This window comes from Citrobacter sp. Cpo090 (assembly GCF_030332665.1).
In the GTDB taxonomy this organism is placed as follows: Bacteria; Pseudomonadota; Gammaproteobacteria; order Enterobacterales; family Enterobacteriaceae; genus Citrobacter; species Citrobacter portucalensis.
Window position 1 is genome coordinate 356,909 of sequence record NZ_JAOWHK010000030.1, and the last position, 14,505, is coordinate 371,413.

Genomic DNA, 14,505 nt, shown 5'->3' on the forward strand with positions numbered 1-14,505 from the left:
TTATCCCACCGCCCGTGCAAAACGGGCGGGTTAAGAAAGGTTACCTTATGTCCGAGCAGTTCCTCTATTTCTTGCAGCAGATGTTTAACGGCGTCACGCTGGGAAGCACCTACGCGCTGATCGCCATCGGTTACACGATGGTGTACGGCATTATCGGCATGATCAACTTCGCCCACGGCGAGGTGTACATGATCGGCAGCTATGTCTCCTTTATGATCATCGCTGCGCTAATGATGATGGGTATTGATTCCAGTTGGCTACTGGTCGCGGCGGGCTTCGTCGGCGCGATTGTGATTGCCAGCGCCTACGGCTGGAGCATTGAACGTGTGGCGTATCGGCCCGTGCGCAGCTCCAAGCGCCTGATCGCGCTGATTTCCGCTATCGGGATGTCCATCTTCCTGCAAAACTACGTCAGCCTGACGGAAGGCTCGCGCGACGTGGCGCTGCCCAGCCTGTTTAATGGCCAGTGGACTGTCGGCAGTAGCGAAAACTTCTCTGCTTCCATCACCACCATGCAGGCGGTTATCTGGATTGTAACCTTCCTGGCGATGCTGGCGCTAACGATTTTCATCCGCTATTCGCGTATGGGCCGCGCCTGTCGCGCCTGCGCTGAAGACCTGAAAATGGCCAGCCTGCTCGGGATTAACACCGACCGCGTGATTGCGCTGACCTTTGTGATTGGTGCGGCTATGGCGGCGGTAGCGGGCGTGCTGCTCGGTCAGTTCTACGGCGTAATTAACCCGTACATCGGCTTTATGGCCGGGATGAAAGCCTTTACCGCGGCGGTACTGGGCGGAATCGGTAGCATCCCTGGGGCGATGATCGGCGGCCTGATTCTGGGCGTCGCGGAAGCGCTCTCCTCTGCTTATCTGAGTACTGAATACAAAGACGTGGTTTCATTCGCGCTGCTGATTCTGGTGCTGCTGGTGATGCCAACCGGTATTCTGGGTCGCCCGGAGGTAGAGAAAGTATGAAACCGATGCATTTTGCAATGGCGCTGCTCTCTGCCGCTATGTTCTTCGTCCTGGCGGGCGTCTTTATGGGCGTTCAGTTAGAGCTGGACGGTACCAAGCTGGTGGTCGATACCGCCGCGGATATCCGCTGGCAGTGGGTGTTTATTGGCACTGGCGTGGTCTTTCTCTTCCAGCTGTTGCGTCCAGCCTTCCAGAAAGGCCTGAAGAGCGTCTCTGGACCGAAATTTATTCTGCCGGCGATTGACGGCTCCACCGTTAAACAGAAGCTGTTCCTGGTGGCGCTGCTGGTGATTGCCGTGGCGTGGCCGTTTATGGTGTCGCGCGGTACGGTGGATATCGCCACGCTGACGATGATTTATATCATCCTCGGCCTCGGCTTAAACGTGGTGGTGGGGCTTTCCGGCCTGCTGGTGCTGGGCTACGGCGGCTTCTATGCCATCGGCGCTTACACCTTCGCGCTGCTGAACCATTACTACGGTCTGGGCTTCTGGACCTGCCTGCCGCTGGCGGGGCTGGTTTCAGCTGCTGCGGGCTTCCTGCTCGGCTTCCCGGTACTGCGCCTGCGCGGTGATTATCTGGCGATTGTGACCTTAGGCTTCGGCGAAATCGTCCGTATTCTGCTGCTCAACAACACCGAAGTAACCGGTGGTCCAAACGGTATTAGCCAGATCCCGAAACCGACCTTTTTCGGTCTGGAGTTCAGCCGTACCGCCCGTGAAGGCGGCTGGGATACCTTCAGCAACTTCTTTAACGTCAAGTACGATCCGTCTGACCGCGTCATTTTCCTCTATCTGGTGGCGCTGCTGCTGGTGGTCTTCTCGCTGTTTGTTATTAACCGTCTGTTGCGTATGCCGTTGGGCCGTGCGTGGGAAGCGCTGCGTGAAGATGAAATTGCCTGTCGTTCTCTGGGCCTTAACCCCACGCGCATCAAGCTGACCGCCTTTACCATCAGCGCCGCGTTTGCCGGTTTTGCTGGTACGCTGTTTGCCGCGCGCCAGGGCTTCGTCAGCCCGGAATCCTTCACCTTTGCCGAGTCGGCCTTTGTGCTGGCGATTGTGGTACTGGGCGGAATGGGCTCACAGTTTGCGGTGATCCTCGCGGCCATCCTGCTGGTAGTGTCACGCGAGCTGATGCGTGATTTCAACGAATACAGCATGTTAATGCTGGGTGGCTTAATGGTACTGATGATGATCTGGCGTCCGCAGGGCTTGTTGCCGATGACCCGTCCACAGTTGAAGCTGAAAAACGGGGAAGCAAAAGGAGAGCAGGCATGAGTCAGCCATTATTATCCGTTAACGGCCTGATGATGCGCTTCGGCGGTCTGCTGGCGGTAAACAATGTTGAACTGGAACTGCGACCGCAGGAGATTGTCTCGTTGATCGGCCCGAACGGCGCGGGAAAAACCACGGTTTTCAACTGTCTGACCGGTTTTTATAAGCCGACAGGCGGGATGATTAAGCTACGCGACCAGCACCTGGAAGGGTTGCCGGGTCAGCAAATCGCGCGTATGGGCGTGGTGCGTACTTTCCAGCACGTGCGTCTGTTTCGTGAGATGACAGTGATTGAAAACCTGCTGGTGGCGCAACATCAGCAACTGAAAACCGGCGTCTTCTCCGGCCTGTTGAAAACTCCGTCGTTCCGTCGCGCGCAGAGTGAAGCGTTGGATCGCGCCGCCACCTGGCTGGAGCGTATTGGCTTGCTGGAGCATGCCAACCGTCAGGCCAGTAACCTGGCCTACGGCGACCAGCGTCGTCTGGAGATTGCCCGCTGCATGGTGACCCAGCCGGAAATCCTGATGCTCGACGAACCCGCCGCGGGCCTCAACCCGAAAGAGACCAAAGAGCTGGACGAGCTGATTGCTGAACTGCGTAACCATCACAACACCACCATTTTGTTGATTGAGCACGATATGAAGCTGGTGATGGGGATTTCCGACCGTATTTACGTGGTGAACCAGGGCACGCCGCTGGCGAATGGGACGCCGGAACAGATTCGTAATAACCCGGATGTTATCCGCGCCTATTTAGGTGAAGCATAATGGGGGCGAGGATTAATATGGATAAGGCGATGTTATCGTTCGACAAAGTCAACGCCCACTACGGCAAGATACAGGCGCTGCACGACGTCAGCTTGTATATCAACCAGGGTGAAATCGTGACGCTTATCGGTGCCAACGGCGCGGGAAAAACCACGCTGCTCGGCACCTTGTGTGGCGACCCGCGAGCGACCAGCGGGCGAATCGTCTTTGATGGTAAAGACATTACCGACTGGCAGACGGCGAAAATCATGCGCGAAGCGGTAGCGATTGTGCCGGAAGGGCGTCGCGTGTTTTCCCGCATGACGGTGGAAGAGAACCTGGCGATGGGCGGCTTCTTTGCCGAAAAGGACCAGTTTCAGGAACGCATCAAATGGGTGTATGACCTGTTTCCCCGTCTGCATGAGCGTCGTATTCAGCGTGCGGGCACGATGTCCGGCGGTGAACAGCAGATGCTGGCGATAGGCCGTGCGCTGATGAGCCAGCCGAGGCTGCTGCTGCTTGATGAGCCGTCGCTAGGGCTGGCGCCGATTATCATCCAGCAGATTTTTAACACCATCGAACAACTGCGCGAGCAGGGGATGACCATCTTCCTCGTCGAACAGAACGCCAACCAGGCGCTGAAGCTCGCCGATCGCGGCTACGTGCTGGAAAACGGTCATGTGGTGCTGGAAGACACCGGTGATGCGTTACTGGCTAACGAAGCGGTGCGTAGCGCGTATCTGGGCGGTTAATCATTCTTTGAATAGACAAGGGGCCGCTGTGGCCCCTTTTTATTGCTCTATGTTATTATTGAGAATAGTTATCAATAATAAAAATGAACATGGAGAAAGGATGATTCGTTCAGGTACCTGCATAATGATTGGAAGTCTGTTATTGGCGCTTTCATTCAATACACTGGCCTCAATACCGCAAACGTTCGACCCCCGCGACCCCGCTATCTGGGAAGAGAAGCCGGACAACCCGTTAGCGCAATCTGATTCGCCCTGCGAAGTGTTTACCAGCTCGGTATGCCCTGGCTGGGAAGATGATAAATCAGATATCCAGCGTGAACGTGAGCGACGAGAGCAGCAGCGTTTACAGAATGAATATGAACGACGCTTGCGTCGGGATTAATCTTCCTTGCTGGAGCAGCAGATAACACTATCCTGGCCGGAGAAGGTATAGCGATATCCGGCTTTGTTGTGCACCACCCCGCATTTTCCTGTCACTACGCTTTCACCGCCTTGCCATCTGTTTGTCGCCTTACTATCTTTTTTTTGTAATAAAAAAGTTATTTTTCTGTCATTCGAGCATGTCATGTTACCCCCGCGAGCATAAAACGCGTGATATCGCGCATCCGGCACAACAAGAGAGATAACCGATGATATCGTTACGACATACAGCTTTAGGACTGGCACTTAGCCTGGCATTTGCAGGTCAGGCACTGGCGGTCACCACTATCCCGTTCTGGCATTCAATGGAAGGCGAACTGGGTAAAGAAGTTGATTCACTGGCGCAACGTTTTAATGCAGCCAATCCCGACTACAAAATTGTTCCGCAGTACAAAGGCAACTACGAGCAGAGCCTGAGTGCAGGAATTGCCGCTTTCCGTACCGGAAATGCGCCTGCGCTGCTGCAGGTTTATGAAGTGGGTACGGCAACAATGATGGCTTCGAAAGCCATTAAACCGGTCTATGAAGTATTCAAAGAGGCTGGCATTAACTTCGATGAGTCTCAGTTCGTACCGACGGTTTCCGGTTACTACACCGACTCTAAAAGCGGACACTTGCTCTCCCAGCCATTTAACAGCTCCACTCCGGTGCTGTACTACAACAAAGATGCCTTCAAAAAAGCCGGTTTAGACCCTGAGCAGCCGCCGAAAACCTGGCAGGATCTGGCGGAGTACACCGCTAAGCTGAAAGCCGCAGGCATGAAGTGCGGTTACGCCAGCGGCTGGCAGGGATGGATTCAGATTGAAAACTTCAGCGCCTGGAACGGTCTGCCGGTAGCAACCAAAAACAACGGCTTTGACGGTACTGACGCGGTGCTGGAGTTCAATAAACCGGAACAGGTGAAACATATCGCTCTGCTGGAAGAGCTGAACAAAAAAGGTGATTTCAGCTACTTCGGTCGTAAGGACGAATCCACAGAGAAGTTTTATAACGGGGATTGTGCCATTACCACCGCCTCTTCCGGGTCTCTGGCCGACATCCGTCACTACGCTAAATTTAACTATGGTGTCGGGATGATGCCGTACGATGCCGATGTGAAGGGCGCGCCGCAGAATGCGATTATCGGTGGGGCCAGCCTGTGGGTGATGCAGGGTAAAGACAAAGCAACCTACGAAGGCGTGGCGCAGTTCCTCAACTTCCTGGCGAAGCCTGAAATTGCTGCCGAATGGCACCAGAAGACCGGCTATCTACCGATCACCACCGCTGCCTACGACCTGACCCGTGAGCAGGGCTTCTATGAGAAGAATCCTGGGGCAGATATCGCCACCCGCCAGATGCTGAACAAGCCGCCGTTGCCGTTCACCAAAGGGCTGCGTCTGGGCAATATGCCGCAGATCCGCACCATTGTGGATGAAGAGCTGGAAAGCGTCTGGACCGGGAAGAAAACCCCGCAGCAGGCACTGGATGCCGCCGTTGAGCGTGGCAATCAGTTACTGCGCCGCTTTGAGCAATCGACCAAGTCTTAAGTGTATAAGTGCCTGATGGCGCTGCGCTTATCAGGCCTACAAGTTCGTAGTTTGTAGGCCGGATAAGGTGCTTGCACCGCCATCCGGCACCTTCCAGGAAAAGAACCTACATGTCTTCATCCCGTCCGGTATTCCGCTCGCGTTGGCTTCCCTATTTGTTGGTGGCTCCGCAGCTGGTTATCACCGTTATTTTCTTTATCTGGCCCGCCGGTGAAGCGCTGTGGTACTCGCTACAATCCGTTGATCCGTTTGGTCTTTCCAGCCAGTTTGTCGGACTGGAAAACTTTGTCGCGCTGTTTCATGACCCGTACTACCTCGACTCATTCTGGACCACCATTAAGTTCAGTACGTTAGTGACGGTAAGCGGTCTGCTGGTGTCGTTGTTTTTTGCGGCGCTGGTGAATTACGTGGTGCGCGGCAGCCGTTTCTACCAGACGCTGATGCTCTTGCCCTATGCCGTCGCACCCGCCGTCGCCGCCGTATTGTGGATCTTTCTTTTTAACCCAGGACGTGGGCTGATTACCCATTTTCTCGGTGAGTTTGGCTATGACTGGAACCATGCGCAAAACAGCGGTCAGGCGATGTTCCTGGTGGTGTTCGCGTCGGTCTGGAAGCAGATTAGTTACAACTTCCTGTTCTTCTTTGCCGCACTGCAGTCTATCCCGCGGTCGCTGATCGAAGCCGCTGCGATTGATGGCGCGGGGCCGGTTCGCCGCTTCTTTAAGCTGGCGCTGCCGCTGATAGCCCCAGTGAGCTTCTTTCTGCTGGTGGTGAATCTGGTTTACGCCTTCTTTGATACCTTCCCGGTGATCGATGCCGCCACGGCGGGTGGACCGGTACAGGCGACCACGACGTTGATTTATAAGATCTATCGCGAAGGCTTTGTTGGGCTGGATCTCTCCGCTTCGGCCGCGCAATCAGTGGTGCTGATGTTCCTGGTCATTATTTTGACGGTGGTGCAGTTCCGCTATGTGGAAAGTAAGGTGCGTTACCAATGATTGAGAACCGTCGTGGGCTGACAATATTCAGCCATGCCATGTTGATTATGGGGATCATGGTGATCCTGTTTCCGCTGTACGTCGCGTTTGTCGCGGCGACGCTGGACAACAAAGCGGTGTTTGAAACGCCGATGACGCTGGTTCCCGGCACGCAGTTGCTGGAGAACATGAAATACATCTGGGTCAATGGTGTCGGCGTCAACAGCGCGCCGTTCTGGTTGATGATGCTTAACAGCTTCATCATGGCGTTCAGTATTACGGTAGGGAAAATCACCGTCTCCATGCTCTCCGCATTCGCCATCGTCTGGTTCCGCTTTCCGCTGCGCAATCTGTTCTTCTGGATGATTTTTATCACCCTGATGCTGCCGGTTGAGGTACGTATTTTCCCAACAGTGGAGGTTATCGCCAACCTGAAAATGCTCGATAGCTACGCGGGTCTGACGCTGCCGTTGATGGCATCGGCTACTGCGACCTTCCTGTTCCGACAGTTCTTTATGACCCTGCCGGATGAACTGGTTGAGGCGGCGCGTATTGACGGCGCATCACCGATGCGTTTTTTCCGCGATATCGTACTACCGCTGTCAAAAACCAATCTGGCGGCGCTGTTTGTTATTACCTTTATCTACGGCTGGAACCAGTATCTGTGGCCGTTGTTAATTATTACCGACGTCAATTTGGGCACTGCGGTAGCGGGTATCAAAGGCATGATCGCCACCGGTGAAGGTACCACGCAGTGGAACCAGGTAATGGCCGCCATGCTGCTGACGCTCATCCCTCCGGTAATCATCGTGTTAGCCATGCAGCGCGCCTTCGTACGCGGTCTGGTCGATAGTGAGAAATAAAAATGGCTGGTTTAAAACTACAGGCAGTAACCAAAAGCTGGGACGGCAAAACCCAGGTAATTAAACCGCTGACGCTGGACGTCGCGGACGGGGAATTTATCGTGATGGTTGGCCCATCCGGTTGCGGAAAGTCTACGCTGCTGCGGATGGTGGCCGGGCTGGAGCGGGTGAGCGGCGGCGATATCTGGATTGATAATAAACGCGTCACCGAGATGGAGCCGAAGGATCGCGGTATTGCGATGGTCTTTCAAAACTACGCGCTCTACCCGCATATGAGCGTGGAAGAAAACATGGCCTGGGGGCTGAAAATCCGCGGGATGGGCAAGGAGCACATTGCTGAGCGGGTAAATGAGGCGGCGCGTATTCTCGAGCTGGGTGAGCTGCTCAAACGTCGTCCGCGCGAACTTTCCGGTGGCCAGCGTCAGCGCGTGGCGATGGGGCGAGCGATTGTGCGCGACCCAGCGGTATTCCTCTTCGATGAGCCGCTTTCTAACCTCGATGCCAAGCTGCGCGTACAGATGCGTCTGGAGTTACAACATCTGCATCGCCGCCTGAAAACCACTTCGCTATACGTGACGCACGACCAGGTTGAAGCGATGACCCTCGCCCAACGGGTGATGGTGATGAACAAAGGCATTGCCGAGCAGGTAGGTACGCCGGTTGAGGTGTATGAAAAACCTGCCAGCCGCTTTGTGGCGAGCTTTATCGGCAGCCCGGCGATGAACCTGCTGGACGGGCGCATCAGCGCTGCGGGCACCCATTTCGAACTGGAGGGCGGCATGACGTTACCCATCGGCAGAAGCGCGAGAGAGTCTATTGGGCGTAACATGACGTTGGGTATCCGCCCGGAGCATATTGCGCTAAGCTCGCAGGCCGAAGGCGGCGTGCCGTTGGTTGTTGATACACTGGAAATGCTGGGTGCAGACAACCTGGCACACGGACGCTGGGGTGAGCAAAAGCTGGTGGTGCGACTGGCGCATCAGCACCGCCCGACGGCAGGCAGCACGCTGTGGCTGCATCTGCCGGAAAATCATCTGCATCTTTTTGATGGCGAAACAGGACAACGCGTATGAGTAACTGGCCTTACCCCCATATTGTCGCCCATCGTGGCGGCGGTAAGCTGGCCCCGGAAAACACCCTGGCGGCGATCGACGTGGGGGCGCGATACGGGCATACCATGATCGAGTTTGACGCTAAATTGTCGAAAGACGGTGAGATCTTCTTGCTGCATGACGACAACCTGGAGCGAACCAGCAATGGCTGGGGCGTGGCAGGCGAGCTGAACTGGCAGGATTTATTGCGCGTGGACGCCGGCGGCTGGTTTAGCGGTGAGTTTAAAGGTGAACCGCTGCCACTGCTGTCGCAAGTGGCCGAGCGCTGCCGTCAGCACGGAATGATGGCAAATATTGAAATTAAACCTACAACCGGCTCCGGAACACTAACCGGCAAAGTCGTGGCGCTGGCTGCGCGGGAACTGTGGGCGGGAATGACGCCACCACTGTTGTCATCCTTTGAAATTGATGCGCTTGAAGCGGCGCAGCAGGCGGTGCCTGAACTGCCGAGAGGCTTGCTGCTGGACGAATGGCGCGAGGACTGGCGCGAGCTGACCACGCGGCTTGGCTGCGTCTCTATTCATCTTAATCATAAGCTGCTGGATGAGGCGCGCGTGGATGCGCTGCGCGACGCTGGGCTACGTATTCTGGTGTATACCGTCAACCGACCCCAGCGCGCGGCGGAACTCCTGCGCTGGGGAGTGGACTGCATCTGTACCGATGCCATTGATATGATTGGTCCGGATTTCCAACCTTTTTAAGGCCCAATCGTTTTTAACGGAACGTTAGGCTGCGGCGTGCTGGAGGGCTTCAGCATGTCGCCATTCTTTTTCTCCGACAGCATATGTTGCTTATTCAGCGCGCTGTCCGGGTTACGAGTTCCACTCAACATCCCACCGTTGCTGTTGGGCAGCATTTGCTGCTGACCGGAATTCAGCTCGCCTGGCTGAGACTGAAGGACTCGCTGGGAGTTGGTGTTGATTTGATTTTCCATATGCTGTTGCTGCATACGCGTCTGCGTTTGCAACTGTTGGTTGAGCATCCCTTTCTGCTGAATCTGCTGCGTTTGCATTTGGGTTTGCATACGCTGCTGGCTCGGGATCTGATAACCAGGTTGGTTCGGGTTATTCATGGTGTTGATGGGCTGTGCAAAGCCTGCAAACGGCAACAGCATGGCTAAAAGTAAGAGTCGTTTCATCGCTTTTCTCCTCTCGGGGATCTCTTAAGTTTACTCCTTTCTCGCCGTTACGATGATTATTTCAGAGTTATGCACCAGGCTTAGTGGGGGCCGACCCCCATACATCTGGAGAATAACGATGATAAAACCGACGTTTTTACGCCGGGTAGCCATTGCTGCTCTGCTCTCAGGAAGTTGTTTTAGCGTTGCTGCCGCGCCAGCTGCGCCACCGCCGGTATCTTACGGAGTCGAGGAAGATGTGTTCCATCCCGTACGCGCTCAGCAAGGGATGGTGGCCTCCGTGGATGCTTTAGCTACCCAGGTTGGGGTGGACATTCTTAAACAGGGCGGGAATGCCGTCGATGCCGCCGTGGCTGTTGGCTATGCGCTGGCGGTGACGCATCCCCAGGCGGGCAATCTGGGCGGCGGTGGTTTTATGCTGCTGCGTACCAAAGACGGTAACACCACAGCGATCGATTTTCGTGAAATGGCTCCCGCTGGCGCGACCCGCGACATGTTCCTTGATGAACAGGGCAACGCCGATGCGAAAAAGTCGCTGACGTCGCATCTGGCATCCGGTACGCCGGGTACCGTGGCGGGTTTCTCGCTGGCGCTGGAGAAATACGGCACGATGCCGCTGAACAAAGTGGTGCGCCCGGCGATGAAGCTGGCGGAAGAGGGCTTTGTGGTTAATGACGCGCTGGCCGACGATCTGAAAACCTATGGCAGCGAAGTGATCCCCAATCACGAGAACAGCAAAGCTATTTTCTGGAAGGACGGCGAGCCGCTGAAAAAAGGCGACAAGCTGGTGCAAAAGAATCTGGCGAAGAGCCTGGAAATGATTGCCGAGAATGGCCCGGATGCGTTTTATAAAGGGGCGATTGCCGATCAGATAGCCGGGGAAATGCAGAAGAACGGCGGGCTGATGACCAAAGAGGATTTAGCCAGCTATAAAGCCGTGGAGCGTACGCCGATCGGCGGTGACTATCGCGGATATCAGGTGTTCTCCATGCCACCGCCGTCCTCTGGTGGTATTCACATCGTGCAGATCCTCAATATTCTCGAAAACTTCGACATGAAGAAGTACGGGTTTGGCAGCGCCGATGCCATGCAGGTCATGGCTGAAGCGGAAAAATATGCTTACGCCGACCGTTCAGAGTATCTGGGGGACCCGGATTTTGTGAAAGTGCCGTGGCAAGCGCTGACCAACAAAGCCTATGCTAAAACGCTTGCCGATCAGATTGATATCAACAAGGCTAAGCCTTCCAGCCAGATCAAACCTGGCAAGCTCGCCCCGTATGAAAGCAACCAGACCACTCACTTCTCGGTGGTGGATAAAGACGGCAATGCCGTGGCGGTGACCTATACCCTGAATACCACCTTCGGAACCGGCATCGTGGCGGGCAACACCGGTATTCTGCTCAATAACGAAATGGATGATTTCTCCGCTAAGCCGGGCGTACCAAACGTTTATGGACTGGTGGGCGGTGATGCCAACGCGGTTGGGCCGAAGAAGCGTCCGCTGTCATCAATGTCGCCGACTATCGTGGTAAAAGACGGGAAAACCTGGCTGGTTACCGGCAGCCCTGGCGGAAGCCGAATTATCACTACCGTGCTGCAAATGGTGGTCAATAGCATTGATTTCGGGATGAACGTAGCCGAAGCGACCAACGCGCCGCGCTTCCATCATCAGTGGTTACCGGATGAACTGCGCATCGAGAAGGGCTTTAGCCCGGATACAATCAAGCTGCTGGAGCAAAAAGGACAGAAAGTGGCGCTGAAAGAGGCGATGGGTAGCACCCAGAGCATTATGGTTGGACCGGATGGCGCACTGTATGGCGCGTCTGACCCGCGTTCCGTGGATGATTTAACGGCGGGATACTGATTTTTGATTAATAGCCCGGTGTCAGGCACCGGGCGTTTTGTTGGCTATGCCGTGAGCAACCGCGCTGGATTATCAATACAGAGCCTGCGCAGAGTATCGTTGTCTACTCCACGGGCAGCCAGATAGGCGAGGAAAACATTCGGGACAAATCCCCAACCGTTCCCCCCATTTTTTGCCCACATCTGTTTGAGAAAAACATCATGGCTTAAAACTATCTGATCGGCGTAACCCAGTTCAATCAGATGTGCTACCGCATCAGCGGTCTCCTGAACGCCAGGGGCGATACCTTCTTTAGGGAAGGTAATGTCCAGACCAATCATGTCAAATTCAAGCCACACGCCGCGGTCGAGCATTTTACGTTGATAGGCAACATCTTTTCCTGACGGGTCCGAGTGTGCCAGCGAAACTTTTGCCGGAGAGACGTTCATCTCTTCAAGGACAATATCCAGTACCTCATCACCCAGTCGCAGCCACCCTGGCATATGGATATTCATCGCCGTATGGGGATTATTACGTTGTGCCAGAGACGCTGCCCGTAGACTGTTCCGCTCCGCTTGGGTAAATGCGGGTGATACGCCAATTTCACCGATCATACCGGCGCGAATATCCGTCTCGCCAATCCCCTGATTCAGTTCCTTATCAATTAGTGCGGCTAATAAATCGACAGGTTTATGGATCCTGGCGCTTTCAAACTTCTCCAGATAAGGTCCTGATGAAGCAACGATATTCAAACCGGTTTTTATTGCCACCTCCCGTAACGATGAAGCGTCCCGGCCGATAGACTCAGAACCCGTCGCGTCGACGATCGTCCTGCCTCCCAGTGACATAAAATTATTGATTTCAAAGATGACATCATCAATCTCTTTTCTGTCCATGTTATCGGCGCAGCAGTATGGATCGTGTTTCAGTCCCCATTGAAGGTCAGCACTGACTTTTTTCCCTACCAGTTGTTGTGAAAAAGCATAATGTGGTTCATCAACAACAGATGACAGATCGTTAAACAGATGCTCATGCGGGAGCGTTAGACCCATATCAGTGTGCGCCACTGAGCCTGTCACGGTTTGCAGGAAACCTTTCATCCTGACACCTCCATTTTTTGCGCCATTTTGGATGCTCTGTATTCAGGAATGGTGGTAACAATTGCGCCCACTAACGCGAACAACGTGCCGATGATAGTGACCAGATAGACCGTATTGCCTAAGGATGGGATCAATTCATCAATCAATACCGACCCAAGCAACTGGCCTGCGGTAGACGCTACACCCAGCATCAGCAGACCTAAGCCTCTGACCAGAATCGCCATCAGCCCGATGGACAGCAGACCCAGCGGGCCACCGAGATACATCCACCACGTATCGGGTAACTGGACGGTGACATGGCCTAATGCGACACGTATCGCCAGTGCAGCGCCCAGCACACAAAAGCCGACAATGAAGTTCCAGGTAATGGAAACCAGCATGGAGCCCGTTGCCTCGGCGACTTTGGCATTTCCAGCAGGCTGCCAGCCAGCGAGTAATCCTGCCAAAAATGGAAGGATAGCGAGCAGGATAAAGGAGGTTGAATGCCACTGTGGCGACACGACAAAAATCGTGGCAATAACCGCGAACAATGCGCCAGCAACGCGCCATGGCGTGAAGTATTTCTTCTCATCCACACCGACACCAAAACGGTCGCACAGTAGGCCGGAAAGGAGCAGGGCGGAAATTAATGCAGTTTGAAACGTGGCAACGCCCAACGCGCTGGCTGATGCCCCTTCCGAAAATACAACCATCGCTCCACATAATCCGGCAAACCAATTCCACAGCGGGATTTTTCTCTTTTTAATCAGCGTCGGGATCGACGCGAATTGCTGTCGTGTTTCTTTACGCGCAATAATAATGAAAAACATGACGACCAGACCGCTGGCGAACGAGATTACTGCGCAAGCATTACCATCTTGTAACCAGTGTCCCAATTGCCCATTAACGGCAGACTGCATTGGGGAAAGCATACCGGCTAAGATAGTTGCAAGCATCAGTAAGGGAGTTGAGTACTTATTTTTGTTCATACATCAATCCTTGTATTTTATAAAAGGAGTAACTTTCGTTACTCCATTGTTTTTTATTTTCTGGCGATGAATTGAAGCGTGTTAACCCACAGGTCGGTATAAAACGGCCAGGACATAAATTGCTGTGTTCCCCAGTGCGGCGAACAGTCGCTCATGAAGCAGGCGGTTTTACCTTGTTGGTATTCACCGAACACTAACAGCGGGTCATTATTTATTGTTAAAACGACATCGGCATCTTCTCTGGCGACAACCTGGTTGTATCCAAGAAATACCGGGTAGTCTGAGAATCCGTTAACGACAGGATGTTCAGGGGAGATAGCCTCAGCGTAGATACCCTCTGGTTTTTCTACCCGGTCATCGCCGTCAAGCATAATAACTGGCAAAACCTCGGCAAGAATGGTGTTCTTGTAATTAGCTTTGGCCTCAATGCCCATAAATGACAAATAGCCGCCAATCATGAGTAATCCACCACCATTTTTGACATACTCTTTAATTGATTCCAGAGCATTGGGCTTTATTTTTAGCTGATAGAACGTCTCGTTTTGCAACAGGAACGTATTGCTACCGATATCGCTAATGACAATGACATCATAGCGGTTTAGTTCATCAATGCTCTCTGGAAATGCAATTTGCACGGTGTGAGCCGGCATATAATCAATTTCTATACCACCTTTCTTTAAGCATTCCAGCAACCATGTAGCACCTTCTTCATATTTACTGGAGGTAAAACTGTCATAGCCTTTTGAATGAATCATGTGAATATGCCAGGATTCTCCAATAAAGAGCACCTTTAGTTTTTTCTGCGTATTGTTCAT

The 14,505-nt window shown here is 53.8% G+C and carries 15 protein-coding genes; 11 read left to right on the forward strand and 4 right to left on the reverse strand.

All coding sequences use genetic code 11. The features are described from left to right. The first annotated feature begins 47 nt into the window (after window positions 1-47). From livH to ugpQ, 10 genes are all read left to right on the forward strand, one after another. Complete coding sequence (gene livH, locus OGY83_RS14475) at window positions 48-974, forward strand: high-affinity branched-chain amino acid ABC transporter permease LivH (RefSeq protein WP_079938142.1); 927 nt, start codon at window positions 48-50, stop codon at window positions 972-974. Then, window positions 971-2,248, forward strand: coding sequence for a branched chain amino acid ABC transporter permease LivM (gene livM / locus OGY83_RS14480; RefSeq protein WP_048215381.1), 1,278 nt, complete (start codon window positions 971-973; stop codon window positions 2,246-2,248). Before livH ends, livM begins: the two co-directional genes overlap by 4 nt. Further along, the gene (gene livG / locus OGY83_RS14485; protein WP_286636155.1) at window positions 2,245-3,012 is read left to right on the forward strand and encodes a high-affinity branched-chain amino acid ABC transporter ATP-binding protein LivG; all 768 of its coding nucleotides are present in this window, start codon (window positions 2,245-2,247) and stop codon (window positions 3,010-3,012) included. The genes livM and livG overlap by 4 nt, the downstream gene beginning before the upstream one ends. A 17-nt stretch (window positions 3,013-3,029) precedes the next feature. Then, window positions 3,030-3,743 (forward strand): high-affinity branched-chain amino acid ABC transporter ATP-binding protein LivF, encoded by a 714-nt coding sequence (livF, locus tag OGY83_RS14490; RefSeq protein WP_003827581.1) that lies wholly within the window; start codon window positions 3,030-3,032, stop codon window positions 3,741-3,743. Window positions 3,744-3,843: 100 nt separating this feature from the next. Then, window positions 3,844-4,125 (forward strand): hypothetical protein, encoded by a 282-nt coding sequence (locus OGY83_RS14495; protein WP_286636156.1) that lies wholly within the window; start codon window positions 3,844-3,846, stop codon window positions 4,123-4,125. A gap of 247 nt (window positions 4,126-4,372) precedes the next feature. Beyond that, the gene (gene ugpB, locus OGY83_RS14500) at window positions 4,373-5,689 is read left to right on the forward strand and encodes a sn-glycerol-3-phosphate ABC transporter substrate-binding protein UgpB (protein ID WP_003827583.1); all 1,317 of its coding nucleotides are present in this window, start codon (window positions 4,373-4,375) and stop codon (window positions 5,687-5,689) included. Window positions 5,690-5,799: 110 nt separating this feature from the next. Beyond that, window positions 5,800-6,687, forward strand: a complete 888-nt coding sequence (gene ugpA, locus OGY83_RS14505; protein WP_048215384.1) for a sn-glycerol-3-phosphate ABC transporter permease UgpA — start codon at window positions 5,800-5,802, stop codon at window positions 6,685-6,687. Then, a complete protein-coding gene (ugpE, locus tag OGY83_RS14510; protein ID WP_003023450.1) occupies window positions 6,684-7,529 on the forward strand; it encodes a sn-glycerol-3-phosphate ABC transporter permease UgpE in 846 nt (281 codons plus the stop codon). Before ugpA ends, ugpE begins: the two co-directional genes overlap by 4 nt. Before the next feature lie 2 nt (window positions 7,530-7,531). Beyond that, window positions 7,532-8,602, forward strand: coding sequence for a sn-glycerol-3-phosphate import ATP-binding protein UgpC (locus tag OGY83_RS14515; RefSeq protein WP_123268815.1), 1,071 nt, complete (start codon window positions 7,532-7,534; stop codon window positions 8,600-8,602). Next, entirely contained in the window at window positions 8,599-9,342 is a 744-nt protein-coding gene (gene ugpQ / locus OGY83_RS14520) for a glycerophosphodiester phosphodiesterase (protein WP_286636157.1), read from the forward strand. Before OGY83_RS14515 ends, ugpQ begins: the two co-directional genes overlap by 4 nt. On the opposite strand, the gene OGY83_RS14525 is transcribed toward ugpQ, so the two are convergent. Next, entirely contained in the window at window positions 9,339-9,779 is a 441-nt protein-coding gene (locus tag OGY83_RS14525; RefSeq protein WP_079938135.1) for a DUF2756 family protein, read from the reverse strand. The two genes, ugpQ and OGY83_RS14525, sit on opposite strands and share 4 nt — an antisense overlap. Before the next feature lie 118 nt (window positions 9,780-9,897). Between OGY83_RS14525 and ggt the strand changes: the two genes are divergently transcribed. After that, on the forward strand, window positions 9,898-11,643 hold the full coding sequence (gene ggt, locus OGY83_RS14530; protein WP_286636158.1) for a gamma-glutamyltransferase: 1,746 nt from the start codon (window positions 9,898-9,900) through the stop codon (window positions 11,641-11,643). A 44-nt stretch (window positions 11,644-11,687) separates the two neighbouring features. Here ggt and OGY83_RS14535 read toward each other — a convergent pair whose 3' ends face one another. The 3 genes from OGY83_RS14535 to OGY83_RS14545 are packed head-to-tail and all read right to left on the reverse strand — an operon-like array spanning window position 11,688 to window position 14,505. Beyond that, entirely contained in the window at window positions 11,688-12,722 is a 1,035-nt protein-coding gene (locus tag OGY83_RS14535) for a phosphotriesterase family protein (protein WP_286636159.1), read from the reverse strand. After that, window positions 12,719-13,690 carry a DMT family transporter gene (locus OGY83_RS14540; protein ID WP_079934302.1) on the reverse strand — a complete coding sequence of 324 codons (972 nt, stop codon included), beginning with the start codon at window positions 13,688-13,690 and terminating at the stop codon, window positions 12,719-12,721. The genes OGY83_RS14535 and OGY83_RS14540 overlap by 4 nt, the downstream gene beginning before the upstream one ends. A gap of 53 nt (window positions 13,691-13,743) precedes the next feature. Beyond that, the gene (locus OGY83_RS14545; RefSeq protein WP_286636160.1) at window positions 13,744-14,505 is read right to left on the reverse strand and encodes a glutamine amidotransferase; all 762 of its coding nucleotides are present in this window, start codon (window positions 14,503-14,505) and stop codon (window positions 13,744-13,746) included.

Bases quoted from the DNA above. Each gene is read 5' to 3' on its own strand.
- livH (WP_079938142.1), top strand. From the start codon at position 48: ATGTCCGAGCAGTTCCTCTATTTCTTGCAGCAGATGTTTAACGGCGTC.
- livM (WP_048215381.1), top strand. From the start codon at position 971: ATGAAACCGATGCATTTTGCAATGGCGCTGCTCTCTGCCGCTATGTTC.
- livG (WP_286636155.1), top strand. From the start codon at position 2,245: ATGAGTCAGCCATTATTATCCGTTAACGGCCTGATGATGCGCTTCGGC.
- livF (WP_003827581.1), top strand. From the start codon at position 3,030: ATGGATAAGGCGATGTTATCGTTCGACAAAGTCAACGCCCACTACGGC.
- OGY83_RS14495 (WP_286636156.1), top strand. From the start codon at position 3,844: ATGATTCGTTCAGGTACCTGCATAATGATTGGAAGTCTGTTATTGGCG.
- ugpB (WP_003827583.1), top strand. From the start codon at position 4,373: ATGATATCGTTACGACATACAGCTTTAGGACTGGCACTTAGCCTGGCA.
- ugpA (WP_048215384.1), top strand. From the start codon at position 5,800: ATGTCTTCATCCCGTCCGGTATTCCGCTCGCGTTGGCTTCCCTATTTG.
- ugpE (WP_003023450.1), top strand. From the start codon at position 6,684: ATGATTGAGAACCGTCGTGGGCTGACAATATTCAGCCATGCCATGTTG.
- OGY83_RS14515 (WP_123268815.1), top strand. From the start codon at position 7,532: ATGGCTGGTTTAAAACTACAGGCAGTAACCAAAAGCTGGGACGGCAAA.
- ugpQ (WP_286636157.1), top strand. From the start codon at position 8,599: ATGAGTAACTGGCCTTACCCCCATATTGTCGCCCATCGTGGCGGCGGT.
- OGY83_RS14525 (WP_079938135.1), bottom strand. From the start codon at position 9,779: ATGAAACGACTCTTACTTTTAGCCATGCTGTTGCCGTTTGCAGGCTTT.
- ggt (WP_286636158.1), top strand. From the start codon at position 9,898: ATGATAAAACCGACGTTTTTACGCCGGGTAGCCATTGCTGCTCTGCTC.
- OGY83_RS14535 (WP_286636159.1), bottom strand. From the start codon at position 12,722: ATGAAAGGTTTCCTGCAAACCGTGACAGGCTCAGTGGCGCACACTGAT.
- OGY83_RS14540 (WP_079934302.1), bottom strand. From the start codon at position 13,690: ATGAACAAAAATAAGTACTCAACTCCCTTACTGATGCTTGCAACTATC.
- OGY83_RS14545 (WP_286636160.1), bottom strand. From the start codon at position 14,505: ATGAACAATACGCAGAAAAAACTAAAGGTGCTCTTTATTGGAGAATCC.